The organism is Arthrobacter sp. MYb221, assembly GCF_002979835.1.
In the GTDB taxonomy this organism is placed as follows: Bacteria; Actinomycetota; Actinomycetes; order Actinomycetales; family Micrococcaceae; genus Glutamicibacter.
In genome coordinates this window covers 418,012-433,793 of sequence record NZ_PCPW01000001.1, presented here as the reverse complement: position 1 = coordinate 433,793, position 15,782 = coordinate 418,012, and the positions used below count along the sequence as shown (strand labels likewise).

The window sequence follows — 15,782 nt, the reverse complement described above, 5'->3', positions numbered from 1 at the left end:
GCGTACGCAGCGCGAAATCACGTGTAACCACCACTCGTAAACTAGACTTTGATCATCTGTGCTTACGAATTCAAGTAGTAGTTAGCATTCGACAAGAGGACATTTTGCACATGACAGTTGCGGAGGAGGCCGAGAAGTACGGCTTGCACCGAGTAGGGGCAAGGCCGTCATTGGCTAATTACCTGAAGCAGACTTGGAGTCGTCGCGAATTCATTTATGAACTTGCCAAGGCCCGCGTACAATCGCAGAACGAACGCAACCGTCTTGGGATGATTTGGGTGGTACTTAAGCCAACCTTCAATGCCTTGATGTATGGGTTCATTTTCGGCGTCCTGCAGGGTGAGAGTAAGCCGGCGGATTTCCCGATCTTCGTAGTCATCGGTGTGTTCCTTTTCGAATTCTTTACGACTTCGATGAATGGCGGTGCAAAGTCGATTACAGGAAATACGGCACTTGTGCAGTCGTTAGCATTCCCACGGCTTTCGCTCCCGGTAGCGCAAGTTACTCAAAATCTTCTAACTTTGGCGCCAATGCTAGGCGTAATGTTCGTTTACGCGCTCATATTGGGCACAGCTCCGAAATGGACCTGGTTCGTGATCATTCCTCTCGTGCTTATATTCAGCGTGTTTAACATGGGTGTGGCCCTTATCTGTGCGCGTATTACCGTTCATATCCGAGACTTTACGAACATTCTGCCGCTGATCGGACGAGTCCTGTTCTATACATCAGGCGTGTTGTTCAGTGTTGATCGAATCCTGAACCAATGGCCATGGATGGTCGCGATCTTTGACTATCACCCGCTGTACCAGACCCTGAGCATTGCACGAGCAATGATTATGGATAATAGTCCTTATGATCCGCGTGCTTGGTTTGTTGTTGGTCTTTGGGCATTAGCAACTTTGGTGGTCGGGCTTGTTTACTTCTGGAAAGCTGAGGAGCGTTACGGCCGTGCGGATTAATTTTGATGACCTCATCAATCCTGAATTACACCCGGAATATGAGCCAGAACGGATTTTTTCAGACGACACGTCATTTATTGATGTGGTGGGCGCGGAAGACGTCACGAGCTCGAATCTCAGTATTGATTCCAGCCGCCAACCTGTAGTCATGGTGGATAACCTCCACGTGAAGTACCAGGTGTACTCAAGTGGCAAAGCGGTGGGAGCTTCTGGCGCTCGTCGGTTGCTCCAGTCAAATATGCGCGGTGTCCGTACGGTTCATGCCCTGAAAGGGATCTCCTTCGTAGCTTATGAGAATGAGTCAATCGGAGTTATCGGATCAAATGGTTCAGGTAAGTCGACGTTGCTCAAGGCCATAACGGGCTTGACTCCTCCTGCTTCCGGAAGCGTGTTTGCAAGATCGCGCCCGAGCCTTTTGGGCGTCGGCGCTGCCCTTATCCCTGGACTCTCGGGAGATAAGAATATTACTCTTGGTGGACTCGCCCTTGGCTACAACCGTCAAGAAGTCGAGAAGATGCGCGAAGATATCATCAAGTTTGCCGAACTTGAAGAATTTATCGATTTGCCCATGCGAACTTACTCTTCCGGCATGAGCGCGCGCCTTAAATTTGCAATAGCGGCGTCGAAGCAGCACGACATCTTGATTATCGACGAGGCCTTGGCGGTCGGTGACGCGAAGTTCAAAAAACGCAGTGAAGCGAAGATCCGCGAAATCCGTGAGAACGCGGGAACGATCTTCAACGTGTCCCACTCCATGAATTCCATCAAGGAAACCTGCAACCGTTGCATCTGGATTGAAAAGGGCGTCCAGAAAATGGATGGCGACCCTGACTCCGTGATCAAGGCCTATCAAGCACACCTGAAGAAGAAATAAAGGGACGGATGACTGAATATCCTGGCGTTGCCTACGTAATGCCTGTGCTGAACGAAGCCAACTACCTTCAAGAAGCAGTTGAATCGATCTTGGCTCAGGACTACGACGGTGACAAGGAGCTGGTGCTTGCATTGGGTCCAAGCACGGATGAGACGAATCATGTCGCACAGCGCCTCGCGGCTCAAGACTCTCGCATCACCTTGGTAGACAACCCGCAAGGGCGAACCCCGATTGCGCTGAATCTCGCCATCCGCAACTCGACGAATCCGATTGTTATTCGCGTCGATGCGCATAGCGAACTGCCCGCTTCGTACACGAAGCAGGGCATTGAGACTTTGAATCGAGTAGGCGCACACGACGTGGGTGGCCTTATGGACGCCCGTGGCCGCACTGTACTCCAACGGGCCGTTGCCGCGGCTTATCACTCGAAGTTCGGTTTTGGCGGACCTGCTTACCATTCGGGCGCACCCGAGGGCGAAGCGGAGTCAGCATACCTAGGTATCTTCCGTCGCGAAGTTTTTGAAGAAGTGGGCTATTTCGACGAAAACATGTGGCGTGCTCAAGACTGGGAGCTATGCCTGCGAATTCGGCAGGCTGGGCATAAGGTCTGGTTTGATCCGGAACTTAAAGTTGGCTACTACCCGCGGGACAACTTCCCTTCCCTGATTAAGCAGTCATTTGCCTCCGGAACTTGGCGCGGGGAAATTGCTCGTCGTTTCCCAGAGGGCAAGTCGTTGCGCCATGACCTTCCTCCATTGCTCCTTGCCGGGATTGGCGCGGGAATAGCTTCAACAGTAATTCAGCCGATGGCTGGTGAAAGACTTCCGAAGCCAGTCAATATCCTGCTGACGCTCAGTAAAGCAATTCCGGTTCTCTACGGCGTGTGCACCTTGCTCGCCGGCTTTCGTGCCAAGGGAGAAGGCCTCAAGGAAAAGCTGCTTACCGCGGCCACCTTCCCGGCCATACACCTTCCATGGGCCGCCGGTTATATCAAGGGCCGTGCAGTGGGAGCAGGAAGTACTCTCGACAAAGGGCGAATCAAATGATTGCCGAGCGCCCGACTCGGCCCACGCTAGAAGAGCTGCGGGCCGTTTGCCAACCCCCTGAAGTCCGCGCGCGCAAGAACGCGGAACACTGGACAGCTGAGCTGTACCTGCGCCATATCTCGATTTATCTCACCGCAGTGTTGGTCCGCACCCGTATCTCGGCCAATGGTGTTACCGGGTTGATGATTCTTGCCGGTTGGTGCATGTCCCTGGCATTGCTGATCCCGGGGATCTGGGGCCCCATTCTCGCGGTGGTACTGTCGCAAGTCCAGCTTTACTTTGATTGTTCGGACGGGGAAGTCGCTCGGTGGCGTGGTACGCAGTCACCACGTGGCATTTTTATCGACATGGTCGGTCACCATACGACCGAAGCCCTAATACCTATTGCCTTGGGATATCGCGTTTTCCTGGAACTATCGGCAGGCGGAGCAAGCTCAGTCCAAGCCTGGCCAACACTGTTCATGGCTGGGTGCCTAGCTGTGTTGCTTGTATTAAACAGGTCCCAGTCCTTGATGGTGCATGCTGCACGGAGCATGGCTGGACTGGCGAAACTTCCAGATACCGCGGATGCGCGTTCAATTCCAGTGACATCCATCGTAGGTCGCTTGCGTTCGCTGGCCCGCTTCTTGCCCTTCCACCGGATGCTTCACGCGGTGGAACTCAGCTTGGTAATTTTGGCTTGTTCAATCATCTCCGCTCTGGCAGGAGTTCCTGGAATTGCCGAAAAGTGGATGATTTGGATTCTATTGCCAGCAACCGTCTTGGTTAATGTTGGTCATTTCATCGCGAACATGGCGTCCACACGGCTTAAAGCTAGTTAGTTCGAAGGGAGGAAGAAGATGTCTGAAAAAGAATTACCTCGCGTCGGTGTCGTAGTGCTGACAATGGGAAATCGCCCCGCAGAGTTGCGGCGTGCTTTGGACTCCCTACTTGCCCAGGAGTCAGTACAGATTGACGCCGTGGTCGTTGGCAATGGTTGGGACCCTGTTGATATCCCTTCATCCATAAAGACGCATTTCCTTCCGGAGAACCTTGGAATTCCTGCGGGCCGCAATGCCGGTGTGAGTCTAGTTGAAGGCGAATTTCTCTGCTTTCTCGATGATGACTCTTGGTTCCTTGACGATGACTTTTTGATTACCTCAGTTGAGCGCTTCAAGAGCTATCCGAAGATGGGATTGCTGCAGCCGCGTATTACCGATCCGAAATCTTTCGAGAATGATCCCACCCGTTGGATCCCTCGCTTGAATAAGCGCACGGCAGAAGAACCAAGCAAGGTTTTCCACGTGGGGGAGACCTGCTTGGTCAGCCCTCGCGCGCTATTTGACCAAACTGGGGGCTGGGCCGCCGGTTTCTGGTACGCACATGAGGGAATCGAACTAGCTTGGCGCATCTGGGACACCGGACACTATGTTTGGTATGCCGGAGACATGAGGATCGGCCATCCAGTGGTTGACCCGCGTCGCCACGACGAGTTTTACCGGCTCAACGCACGAAACAGGGTATGGCTGGCACGTCGAAATCTGCCGGCTCCCTTGTGCTGGATCTATCCAACTTCATGGCTCTTGGTTGAGTGCCTCAGGATGAGGAAAAATCGTTCTGCAGTCAGTCAATATGTGGCTGGTTGGCGCGCTGGCTGGCGTGGAAGCCCCTGGCATCGAGAAGCTCGGCCTAAGCTTAGATGGTCAACCGTGCTTAGAATGACTATGGCGGGAAGACCACCAGTACTTTAAAACTTATGGCGAGCGACATAGCTCGCCACTATAACTATGCACCAGCTAAATGGCGCGGAGGTAAACATGACTAAAACAGTTCTCACTTACGGAACCTTCGACTTGTTCCATATTGGACACCTGAATATTCTCAAGCGCCTGAAGGAAAAAGGTGACCGACTCGTCGTCGGCGTATCAACTGATGAATTCAATGCGATCAAGGGCAAGAAGCCCGTTGTTCCGTTTGCGCAGCGTCTAGAAATCGTCCAAGCCATCAAGTATGTTGATTTGGCGATCCCGGAAGAGAACTGGGAGCAGAAGCGTTTGGACATCAAAAAATATGATGCGAAGGTCTTTGGCATCGGCGAAGACTGGAAGGGCAAATTTGATGACCTGGGCGACGAAGTAGAAGTAGTCTACTTGCCGCGCACCGCCGGGATCTCGACTACCGAGATGAAACGCGTATTGAGCGAATTCGATGAGCGGCATGTTGAATCATTGAAAAATACCTTGGACTCGTTGAGCCAAATCGTTAAGGAACTGAGCTAGTCGGAGTGAGTGGTTTTCTCCCCGAGGAAGATGCCCCAAGAAGCGATTGATTGCCCGGAATGCTGTCGCTTGGCAACCGGCTACATCGATTAGTCACAGAGCATTCCTAATGACTCGGCTTGTATCCGCAGAAAGTCCGGAACTGCTTGGCTGCTCCGCATTCCGAATATTTCCTTGACTGCTTCGCTCACCGGCACGAGGCGGGCTGAAAGTCACGTCGTGATTTGAATAGAACCCGTACGACGAGTTTTTCGGGTCGGGTTTATGCCACAGACCCGGCCATAAGTTTTGCGAAACCCACGACAAATGTTCATGGAGCAGTTCGAACGCTTGGACTTCTACGGGGCAGACTTGGATAAAACTATCAGGGAATACTAGGCGATTACGCCCGGATGTTCTCGCCGCTGCGGACCCAGCAATCCATAGAATGGGTACGGACTATTAAGTTGACCAAGAATCGGGAGAGTCGTGGAATTCGCTGGATGGCGTGGCAGACTAGGCAGGATCCTGCCGTCGGCACTGCTGCGCAAGATCCTAGCTTCCCAGCAATCCGGGGATTTACCGCCATTGGCTTCTATATCCAACGTGCGTTCTGAGAATGAAGATGCAGTAAGGGCCGTCGCCGATCGGCTGGGCATAAACTACTCTTGGGATCAAAATTCCACTAGCTACGTCACGAACCAAGACTCTTGGCGCGTGTTGGAAGCAGAGCTCCAACTGGCTGGAATGTTCTGCTACCCCATCACGGAGCTTGGTTCATACGCAGCTTCCAGCTCTTGGGCAGTGGGTCTCTCGCGGCTCGATTCTCGTTCCCAAGGCACCGGAGCGAGATGGAATGTATTTCCGGGAGAAATAGAACCAACGCACGATGCCTTGGACTTTGTCGGCCCCATCGATGTGGTCTACACCTGGGTAGATGCCGACGACCCGACTTGGCGGACCGAGTATCGGCAGGCACTGTTGGAGGAACAGGGCGAACTCGAATCAAGTGCGGCGGACTTAGGGCGATTCGTTTCTCATGATGAGCTCCGGTATTCGCTGCGTTCGCTGGAAATGCATCTTCCCTGGGTCAACAACATATATCTGGTTACTGCTGCTCAAGTGCCCGAGTGGCTTGTAGCTGAGCACCCAAAACTCACAGTGGTTGACCACGCAGAGATCTTCGACCCACATTGCCTGCCAACGTTCAACTCTCATGCCATCGAATCGCGGTTATCGTTCATCTCGGGCCTCAGCGAACATTTTATTTACGTCAATGATGATGTCTTCTTCGGGCAACCGCTTTCGCCCCACACCTTCTTCGGACCGACTGGGCAAGCGAAGTTCTCCCTGGCTCAAGGGCACTTTGCGGATGCCGCAGAGGCAGAACTTCCAGTCAACGTGGCTGCGGCAAATAATCGCGAGCTCGTAGTTTCGTCCTACGGACGCACTACCTCGCGTAAATTTAAGCACATCGCGCACCCCCAGCGACTCAGCGTTCACCGGCTAGCCCATGAAATATTTGAAGAAGAGCTGGCCGCGACGGCAATGAACAAATTTCGAAACCCCGCCGATATTTCTCTGCCGTCGTCGCTTGCGCATCAGCTAGCTGCCCGGACCGGTCACGGATACCCTGCAGAATTCGACTACGCTTACTTAGATATAGGCAGCCCTAGTCTTTCAGTGCAGGCGCTTCGGCTAGCCCGGCGTAAACCGCCGCAAATGTTCTGCCTGAATGAAGTCCGGCAGCCAACAGACATCCGGCAGCGAGCGCGCGTGGTGAAGCAGTTGCTCGAAGTCCTGTATCCGTATCGTTCTTCATTCGAAAAATAGGTTCTGGCCGCAACGCCAGCATCTGAAAGTTAGTGACGCACAATTTTAAGGAATATCGTCAGTGGTTCTTAAGAAGCTTTCCGCACAAACGCTGGTCCAGTCGCTCGTCAGCGATGTCCGCGGCCAGCGACTGAAAAGGAAGTCATTCCGCTACTACGCTGGTCATCACGCGCTAGGCCTGGAATCACGCGACGGTGCCCTGCTCGTGGACGCGGGCCTGGACTACGCTCCCTCCGGCGTCTCGGTGCTGCATGGCCGGACCCTCGTGTTCAGCACGCCCACGGATAACGAGGAGCACGCAGATACCGGACGGATCACTGCCAAAGCAAAGATCGAGCTAGCAGCACTGCTTGATGCATGGGAAGACTACCGCGCCCAGAAAGCTGCAGAGGCGGGGAACACCGTCCCGGATGATGACGACGTTGCGGTATCCGAAGAGTCCGCAGTGGACGACGAGGGTCTTCCCGCGGGCACCGTACGCTTGGCATTCAGCTTCAACTGCCTCTTTGAAGATTTGCCAACCGGGATCGCCTGGGTACAGCTAGAACCCAATGGCGAGTTGTTGCGCCGCAAGGAAGTCAAGGATCTTCTCGCCGAGGAAGCGTTGGTCCTCGACGGACCGGTGATCGCGCACCGCATTATGGGAAGGTTCGAAAAGACCGAACTGCGCAGTGCCGCTCACTTCCATGCGGGAGAACGCAGCGCCGGCGTCTACGTGAACAAACGCGCCGAGGTTTCCATCGGGTTGAACCGCGATGTTTCGCACTCCTACCGGATTCGAACCGACAAGACGCAAGTCCATGAGGGAGTTTTCAGCCTTGCCGGGATTCTTGACACGCAAACCGATCGGCTGACCGGGGCGCACTTGAGCATTGTCGGGCGCCGCTCCCAACTGGTTTTCGAGTCGCCCGTGGAATTGGCATTGGACGATGCTCTTGCGGACCGCCGGTTTGGCAAGGCTACGTACTCTTGGCAGACTTCTCTGGACTTCTCCAAAGAAGACTGGTCTTTGATCGACCGGGGTGACAACTACGATGTCTACTTGATGGTCACCTCCGTGGGAAGCGACGAACCACGTCGCATCCGTGTCACCAGAACCCCGTTCGTGGTCCGTTCAACCACCCGTGCCGGTGCAGTACAGGTGGGGAACCAGACGCTGGCAATCTCGCCGTACTTCACCTTCAAGGCCAAATCCACGTCCTTGACTCTAGAAGTCTTCGACAAGGAGGCCTTCGCGGTCCTGGCCGATTCAAAGGCGCGGCATTTCCCGATTCTTGAGGCCGGGCGCAAGCCCATCTGGATTGTCGGAGAGCTGTCCTACAAAGCTCAAGACAATGGGCTTCATCTGTTCCGCTATTTGCGTGCCGAGCGCAAGGACATCGATGCCTACTATGTCATTGACGAGAATGCCCCGGATCTGCGCAACTTCGACTCGATGGATCATGTAGTGTTCCATGGCAGCAAAGAGCACTTCGAGTTGGCCATTAGAGCATCCCGATTTGTCGGCACCCACCATGCGGACTATCTGTACCCCACCCGTCACCAAAGCTTCTCGTCCCGAACCCGCGCGACCCGAGTCTTCCTCCAGCACGGTGTCATGGGCACCAAATGGATGGTGCCCAACTACGGAAAGAACTCCCCGGGCTTCACCACGGACTTGTTCATGGTGTCCTCCGAGCGCGAAAAGCAGTACATCGTCTCGGACTTCCTGTATTCCGCGGAAGATGTCAAAGTCACGGGCCTGTCGAGGTTCGACTCCCTGCTTGCCGAAGATATTCCAACCAACCAGAACATGCTGCTGATCATTCCCACCTGGCGGGATTGGCTGCAGAACGAGGAAGCATTCCTCGAATCAGAGTACTTGCAGCAGTGGAAGGATCTGCTCTCGTCTCCGGAACTCGCGGCATTGGCTGCCGAGCATTCGCTGGAGGTTGTCTTCAGCCTGCACCCGAATATGCAGCACTTCCGCGAGCATTTCAAGGATACTCCCGCGCGACTGATCGTTCAGGGCGAAGTCGATGTCCAGGAACTGATCAAAACTGCTGCGGTGATGGTTACCGATTACTCCTCGGTGGCTTTCGACTTCAGCTTCCTGCACAAACCGGTGCACTACTTCCAATTCGACCGTGCGCGCTTCCTGGGCAGGCAAGGCTCGCATCTTGACCTGGATGCCGAGCTGCCGGGGCGTATCGCGTTTGACAGCGCTACCCTCCTGCAGGATCTTGCGCAGACGATGGACCGCGACAAGGCCATGGAGGCCGAATACGTCCTGCGAGCAGACGCCTTCATGACCCACCGGGACCAACGTAACAGCCAGCGCGTTACCGCTGAGATCGAGCAGGCCGCGTTGCGCCGCCGTGCACAGGACGGATGGAAGGCTGAACTGCCCGAGAAGCTCATGCGCCGATTCCGGAAGGACAAGCGCTACTTCTCGGTCATGCGCGCCCTGTTCAAGGCGGTGTCGCGCACGCCGGCCGACGATAACCTGATTGTTTTCGAGTCGGGTCTGGGCAAGCAATACGGCGACTCTCCGCGGTACATCTATGAGGAACTGGTTCGCAGCGGCGATACCCGTAAAAAGGTCTGGATCTATTCGGGTGCTCATCGCTTCACCGATTCCAACACGATCACCATCAAACGGCTCTCTCCCGAGTACTTCTGGTACTTGGCGAGGGCTAAATACTGGGTGAGCAACCAGAGCTTCCCGCACTACCTGCGCCGTCGCAAGGATGGCATCTTCTTGCAGACCTGGCACGGAACGCCGCTGAAGCATATGGCCCTGGATATCGAGGAGATCCATGGCCGCGATGAGGGATATGTCCAGCGTGTGCTCAATGCAACCAAGCAGTGGTCCCACCTCATCTCGCCGTCGCAGTACACCACCGAGATCATGAAATCGGCGTATTCATTCTCAGGGATCGCCGCCGAACTTGGCTATCCGCGCAACGACATTCTCATGTCCATCGACGCACCAGCCAGGGAGGCAAAGATTCGTGAAGGGCTCGGTCTTGCACCGGGAGCGCAAACCATCCTCTATGCGCCCACCTTCCGAGATGACGCAGGAACGGGCCGCGGTCGATTCCGCTTCGAACTTCCCATGGATCTGGAGGAATTTGACCGGCGCTTCGGTGCGGACACCGTGCTGCTGCTGCGCATGCACGTGCTCGTCTCCAACGCGATCAGCATTCCGGAAGAGCTCCAAACGCGGATCATGGATGTCTCGAGCTACGCGGACATCCAGGAGCTGTACCTGGCGGCAGACGTTCTGATCACGGACTATTCATCTGTGTTCTTCGACTATTCCCTGCTGCGTCGACCGATCGTTTTCTACGCCTATGACTTGGAAAATTATCGGGATAACCTTCGCGGGTTCTATCTGGATTACCAGAAAGAAATGCCTGGCCCGATTGTCGAGACCGAAACGGAGCTGTGGGATACGGTGCAGCGAGCTCTGGATGGCAAGGACATTGGGGGAGTGGACCGTGAGAGCTTCATTGCCCGTTTCGCGCCACACGACGACGGATCAGCCTCACAGCGCGTCGTTGAACGCTTCTTCCCACGCAGTTCATAGCTAGTCAGTAAAGCCCGGCATTGATCTATCGATGCCGGGCTTTACTGCGAAGGGCGGCCAACACGGCTGAAATATAGCTGATTGTCCGGGTAAATAGGGAAGAATCATCAGGTAGCTCGCGAGCCACCGATGGACAGCCTGCGTGATCCAGCGCGGACCGATGGTTTTAAGGAACATTGTGAATAGATTTAGTACCCGCGTCATCCTAGGAATTGGACGACGTATCGAACATCGCGGCAAATTCCGCCTTGCCGCAATATTCTATGAACGGGCGCTGGCAACGAAACTCCTGAAATCCGACGAAATTCGTTTCCGGCTGGGATTCTGTCAGTTCAAGATGAAAAAGTATTCCTTGGCCATGGTTAATATGGAATCCGCCATTGCCCACCAACCCCACCGCTTCGGCTGGATTCAAGCCCTTGCCATGAACATGCAGCGGATGAAAAAGTTCGACCGCGCCCTGGAGCTGTTCGCGGCGGCTTGCGCTGGACAACCGCAAAATATTCGGTGGCACACCCGTTACGCCAAGTGCGCGGTTGCTGCCCGCAAGAAGGATCTTGCCGGGTCAATATTAGAGAATCTCGTCGTCAGGTTCCCCTCCGAGCCTTCGAGCTCCGCTTCCCTCGCAGATCATCTGCTTCAAACCGGGCAGCGGTGGCGTGAGCTCGAAGTACGCCAGGCATACGCCCCGGTGCACGAGCATGAAGCCAAGTGGATGCTGCTCACCGGCCAGGCGGCACAATTCATGGCTCGGTTCGAAATATCCCGAGACTATTTCCAGCAGGCCACGGCCTTGGATCCGGAGTATTCCAAGGCCTGGTATGGCCTAGCTCGTGCCTACGAGGAACTAGGCGAATACGAGAACGCACAACGAGCCGACGCCCAAGCCGTGCTCACCAGCAATGACGAACAAATATCGACGCTAGGTGTCGGACGGTTGCACGAACGAGCAAACGACTGGGTGCGAGCCTCGGAATCCTACCGGGAAGCGTTGGCCGTCTCCAGCAGCCCGGGGACGAGGCAAGGACTCAACTATCGCGCAGGCGAAGTGAACAGCAAACTGTTCAATCTCGAAGCGGCAGCCAAGTACTTCGGCGAAGCTCGGGCAACCGCCACGACAGTAGAGGAGCAGGTATTATCGGCATACGCCCAAGCCCGGGTCTACGCCCGTGTCGGCAATTCCGCCGGTGCCGCGGATACCTACTCGAGCTTTGTCGAATTGTTGCCGGAGCAAAGCCGTGTGGAAGAACCTGTAGCGCTCTACCGTTATGCCCATGCCCTGCACCGAATGAACGATTATGAACAAGCGGCAAGAGTGTACCTTCGGGCGGCTAGCGCGTGGGGCTACCTCGACGGAACGCTGAAGGTCCCGGCCGCAGCCGGGCCGCGCGCCGCCCACCATATCGACCTAGCACAGGCGGCCGAAGAACGCGGGCAGTGGGATGACGCCGCGGAAGCGTATCGAGATGCGCTATGGCACACCTCTACGACCCAACGGACGTGGCAGGCACGTGCAGGACAAGCGCTAGCCAAGAGCGGTGAGCCGCGAGTTGCCTGCGGCTATTTTGAGAATATGCTGCTCTTCACCGAGATTTCGGTGGCAGGTCTAGGAACCGCACTCAAGGGCGTGGGGCGGCACCGGGGCGCCTTATACATTCACGCGAGCGAACAGCTTCCGCTGGATGAGAAGCTGGTGCTTTTTGAGTCTTCTCATGGAAAAAACGTGCATTGCCACCCTCTGGCCATTTACCAGGCCATGCGCCAAGACGAACGCTTCGACGGGTTCCGCTACGCGTGGGTCTACAACGACCACAACGAGGTCCCTGCGCAGCTTTCGGAAGATCTGGATGTAGCGATTATCAAGCAACACTCGGATGCTTATATCCGGGTGCTGGGAACCGCTAAATTCCTGGTGAATAACGCTACCTTCCCGGCATATTACTCAAGGCGCGAGGGGCAGCAAGTCCTGAATACCTGGCATGGCACCCCGCTGAAATTCATGGGAAAGCTCGTCAAGGGCGCCGTTGGAGAACATAGAAATGTGCAGCGCAACTTCCTGCACACCACACACCTGATGGTGCCGAACCGGCACACGCTGAAGACGCTGTCGCAGGATCACGACCTGGACGGGATGTTCCCGGCTACCGTGGCACTGACCGGCAGCCCACGTGTTGACTCGATGGTGAACCTCAGCGCGCAGCGCCGTGCAGAAATACTCACCGAGCTGGGGATTGATCCGCAGAACCATGAACCTGTCGTGCTCTTTGCCCCCACCTGGCGCGGACAGCTCAATGACCGAAGCTATAACGTGGATTCGTTGGTGACGGACGTAGCCAAAATGGCGCGCGGCGACCACCAGATGCTGTTCCGCGCGCACCGCTTCGCCGAACAGCTCATTGGCGACGCGCAATTGGACGCCACAGTGGTTCCGGCATCGATTGATACCAACGAACTTCTAGCCGTTGTCGACGTGCTGATCACAGACTATTCATCGATTTTCTATGATTTTCTCCCGGCGCGAAAGCCCGTACTCTTCTACACCCCGGACTTCGAAGCCTATGATGCCGAACGCGGGCTGTATTTCGAGCGCGAAAGCTGGCCCGGAGAAGTTAGCGACAACATTGACGATTTGGTCAGCAGCCTGCGCCAGACGCTGGAAGCCACTGCAGGCATCGCGCACCCAAATTTCGAGGAGAATCTTGCAGAGTTCGCTCCGATGGAGGATGGAAACGCGAGCGCACGGGTCATCGAATTCTTCTTCTTTGAAGATCAGGCGCACGTACTCGCCCCAGAGGCCGACACTCGAACCAAACTCCTCTTCTACCAGGGCCCATTCAAGCCCAACGGAATCGCAACTGCTTTCGTGAACCTGATTGGCTCCTTGGATCCCGACAAGTATCTCGTCGCGGTGGCAGTGGACATGAACGCGACGGGTTCCGACCCTGCTGCCATGGAAATCCTCAATTCGCTGCCCAGCCATGTGAAGGTGCTGCCGCGCGCAGGAGCCACGGCGATGTCCGCCGAGGAACGCTGGGTATCTGATTCTTTCCATGCGCAGCGCGGTTTCAGCTCGGCGGAGGCTGAAAATATTCATCTGGGCACCATGGCGCGGGAAATGAACCGCAGCTTCGGCTCCGCTCGCTTTGACATGGCCATCAATTTTGAAGGATATTCACGGTTCTGGGCCGCGCTCTTCGCCGCGGCCCACAGCCACGCAGCTAGCACGAGCATCTACCTTCACAACGATATGGTGGGCGAATGGCTGCTGCGCTTCGGCACCATGCCAGGCTTGTTCGCCACCTACGGGCACTATGACGCCCTCGTTTCGGTGACCGACAGCGTGGGGGAGATCAATCAACGGCAACTAGGTGAACGGTTCGGTATCGACGAATCAAAATTCACCGTCTCGGAAAACCTGCTGGATCTGAACAAGCCTTCGGATTGGGCAGAACTGTCCGAACCGGTGCACGAGTTCAGCGGAGAGGGTTTGACGGTCTTCGCGAATATGGCACGTCTTTCCCCCGAAAAGGGGCAGGCAAAGCTGCTGCACGCATTCGCTCGGGTGCACGCCGCTCATGCAAATACCCGCCTGCTGCTCATCGGCGACGGACCGTTGCGTCTGAGCCTCGAAGAGCAGATAACCGAACTTGGCTTATCCGGCCAAGTAGTTATCACCGGTCTGCTAGCCAACCCGTTCCCGACCTTGAAATCTGCCGATTGTTTCGTCTTCTCCTCGGACTATGAAGGACAAGGACTCGCAATGATTGAGGCGATGATGCTGGGCCTACCGGCAGTCTCCACCGACGTCGTCGGTTCGCGCAGCGTCTTGACCGGAGGATTCGGACTGCTTGTCGAAAATTCCGTCGAGGGATTGGCCGAAGGCATGGAGCGTCATCTCAACGGGTACAAGGCCGAGCTTGAGTTTAATGCCGAACGCTACCAATTGCAGGCGCTAGAACAATTCGAAACTCTGGTGAAAAAGCCAGTGCCTACCGGTTCGCGCCTGGGCTAGGAGTCGAGCAGGGCGAGCGACTCCGTCAGGAACCGCGTCATGCTCGCGCCGGGCGTGATGTCCCCGAAGTACTTCTCAATGAGGGCATCACGCTCGGCATCCTTGGTTTCCAGCGCTTCACGGACTAGACCTGCAGTGTGCGCGGCTTGAACTGAGCTTAGGCCCGGTAGCTGTTCCAATGCGGGGGAGTCGGCCACGACAGCCTCCGAGGACACAGGCGTGGTGATGAATATGGGTTTCCCGGTAGCAAAGAAATCGTAGGCTACAGCCGAGATGTCCGTGATGCAGGCGTCCGCCTTATGCCATTGCCATCCCCAATGCGCGGTGTCGTCAAAGAGCAACCGTCCAGTTGATCTTGAATTCGCCGAGTTGAGTTTTTCCCGGATCTTGGCAACGTCCGCGCCGTATTGTTCAACGTTGACCCCGGACCGAGGATGCGGGCGGAAAATGACGTTGAAGCCTCCGTCATTGATCAACGAATCGATGACCTGCACGCCGTGGCTCGATACCGATCCGTAGTTCATTGACGGACGGTCCCCTTCCCAAGTGGGTGCATAGAGCACCGTGGGCAGCGCGCTATTCAGCGCATAGGGAGCCAGATATTCCGCATCAATCTGCGGCCGGCCAACCAATCGGGTTCGCTGCTCGACATCATAGCTACGCAAGTTCAGCGCTAGCCGGTCACGAGCGGCCTGGCCTGCACTGAAAACATAGTCATAGGCTTTGAGCTGGTTAGACCACATATAGGCCTTTTCGCTCTCCCCATGGCAGATGAACACGTGGTTGGGTTCGTTGAAGCGGAGCATCTGGAAGTTGCGGATGTTCTGGTTGATGTAGAACACCACGTTGAGATTCTGGGAATCAACTAATTCTTCGATATCGCCAATTGTGGGTGCAAGATACACGGGAAGCGGGCATTCATCAGACAAGGCCAGCGCGGTACCGGCGTTGCGGGTAATCACCACGACCGGAGCGGACTCGGCCAGGTGCTTCAACGGCTCATACCACTGGCGGATCTGATACGCATTGACCATCGCATCGGCAAAGTACAGTGCCACTCGATACCGTTGCTCACCGGTGGGCTGATGGAATAGGTGACGAGCGTGCCGCTGGACATGAGCGCGCTGCTGGCGGGCGTCCAAACGCATCTTGGCAAATTTAGCTGCACCGGCCAAAACTGGAATCGCGCGCATTTATCCCTCTCATGAACCTCAGAAACTCATGAATCATTCTATGCAAGAGATTATTTC

General features: G+C 55.6%; 10 protein-coding genes. 9 read left to right on the top strand and 1 reads right to left on the bottom strand.

Translation table 11 applies throughout. The features are described from left to right. The first annotated feature begins 110 nt into the window (after positions 1–110). The 9 genes from CQ015_RS02040 to CQ015_RS02000 all read left to right on the top strand — a co-directional run bounded on the left by CQ015_RS02040 (position 111) and on the right by CQ015_RS02000 (position 14,532). On the top strand, positions 111–959 hold the full coding sequence (locus CQ015_RS02040; RefSeq protein ID WP_105649221.1) for an ABC transporter permease: 849 nt from the start codon (positions 111–113) through the stop codon (positions 957–959). After that, the gene (locus tag CQ015_RS02035; protein WP_258138435.1) at positions 949–1,833 is read left to right on the top strand and encodes an ABC transporter ATP-binding protein; all 885 of its coding nucleotides are present in this window, start codon (positions 949–951) and stop codon (positions 1,831–1,833) included. The genes CQ015_RS02040 and CQ015_RS02035 overlap by 11 nt, the downstream gene beginning before the upstream one ends. Positions 1,834–1,871: 38 nt before the next feature. Continuing rightward, complete coding sequence (locus CQ015_RS02030; protein ID WP_374955673.1) at positions 1,872–2,879, top strand: glycosyltransferase family 2 protein; 1,008 nt, start codon at positions 1,872–1,874, stop codon at positions 2,877–2,879. Then, positions 2,876–3,700: a CDP-alcohol phosphatidyltransferase family protein gene (locus CQ015_RS02025; RefSeq protein WP_105649219.1), complete on the top strand. Its 825-nt coding sequence runs from the start codon at positions 2,876–2,878 to the stop codon at positions 3,698–3,700. The genes CQ015_RS02030 and CQ015_RS02025 overlap by 4 nt, the downstream gene beginning before the upstream one ends. A gap of 18 nt (positions 3,701–3,718) precedes the next feature. Continuing rightward, entirely contained in the window at positions 3,719–4,609 is an 891-nt protein-coding gene (locus tag CQ015_RS02020; RefSeq protein ID WP_105649218.1) for a glycosyltransferase family 2 protein, read from the top strand. Positions 4,610–4,675: 66 nt separating this feature from the next. Beyond that, entirely contained in the window at positions 4,676–5,137 is a 462-nt protein-coding gene (locus tag CQ015_RS02015) for an adenylyltransferase/cytidyltransferase family protein (protein WP_105649217.1), read from the top strand. A 696-nt stretch (positions 5,138–5,833) separates the two neighbouring features. Continuing rightward, entirely contained in the window at positions 5,834–6,949 is a 1,116-nt protein-coding gene (locus CQ015_RS02010; protein WP_146113997.1) for a stealth family protein, read from the top strand. A gap of 61 nt (positions 6,950–7,010) precedes the next feature. Then, positions 7,011–10,520: a CDP-glycerol glycerophosphotransferase family protein gene (locus CQ015_RS02005; protein WP_105649215.1), complete on the top strand. Its 3,510-nt coding sequence runs from the start codon at positions 7,011–7,013 to the stop codon at positions 10,518–10,520. 337 nt (positions 10,521–10,857) lie between these two features. Beyond that, complete coding sequence (locus CQ015_RS02000; RefSeq protein ID WP_181150329.1) at positions 10,858–14,532, top strand: CDP-glycerol glycerophosphotransferase family protein; 3,675 nt, start codon at positions 10,858–10,860, stop codon at positions 14,530–14,532. Here CQ015_RS02000 and CQ015_RS01995 read toward each other — a convergent pair. Then, complete coding sequence (locus CQ015_RS01995; RefSeq protein WP_105649213.1) at positions 14,529–15,725, bottom strand: CDP-glycerol glycerophosphotransferase family protein; 1,197 nt, start codon at positions 15,723–15,725, stop codon at positions 14,529–14,531. The two genes, CQ015_RS02000 and CQ015_RS01995, sit on opposite strands and share 4 nt — an antisense overlap. Positions 15,726–15,782: the final 57 nt, after the last annotated feature.

Excerpts from the sequence above, each read along its gene's own strand:
- CQ015_RS02025 (WP_105649219.1), top strand. The coding sequence starts at position 2,876 with ATGATTGCCGAGCGCCCGACTCGGCCCACGCTAGAAGAGCTGCGGGCC.
- CQ015_RS02015 (WP_105649217.1), top strand. The coding sequence starts at position 4,676 with ATGACTAAAACAGTTCTCACTTACGGAACCTTCGACTTGTTCCATATT.
- CQ015_RS02030 (WP_374955673.1), top strand. The coding sequence starts at position 1,872 with ATGCCTGTGCTGAACGAAGCCAACTACCTTCAAGAAGCAGTTGAATCG.
- CQ015_RS02040 (WP_105649221.1), top strand. The coding sequence starts at position 111 with ATGACAGTTGCGGAGGAGGCCGAGAAGTACGGCTTGCACCGAGTAGGG.
- CQ015_RS02020 (WP_105649218.1), top strand. The coding sequence starts at position 3,719 with ATGTCTGAAAAAGAATTACCTCGCGTCGGTGTCGTAGTGCTGACAATG.
- CQ015_RS01995 (WP_105649213.1), bottom strand. The coding sequence starts at position 15,725 with ATGCGCGCGATTCCAGTTTTGGCCGGTGCAGCTAAATTTGCCAAGATG.
- CQ015_RS02000 (WP_181150329.1), top strand. The coding sequence starts at position 10,858 with ATGAAAAAGTATTCCTTGGCCATGGTTAATATGGAATCCGCCATTGCC.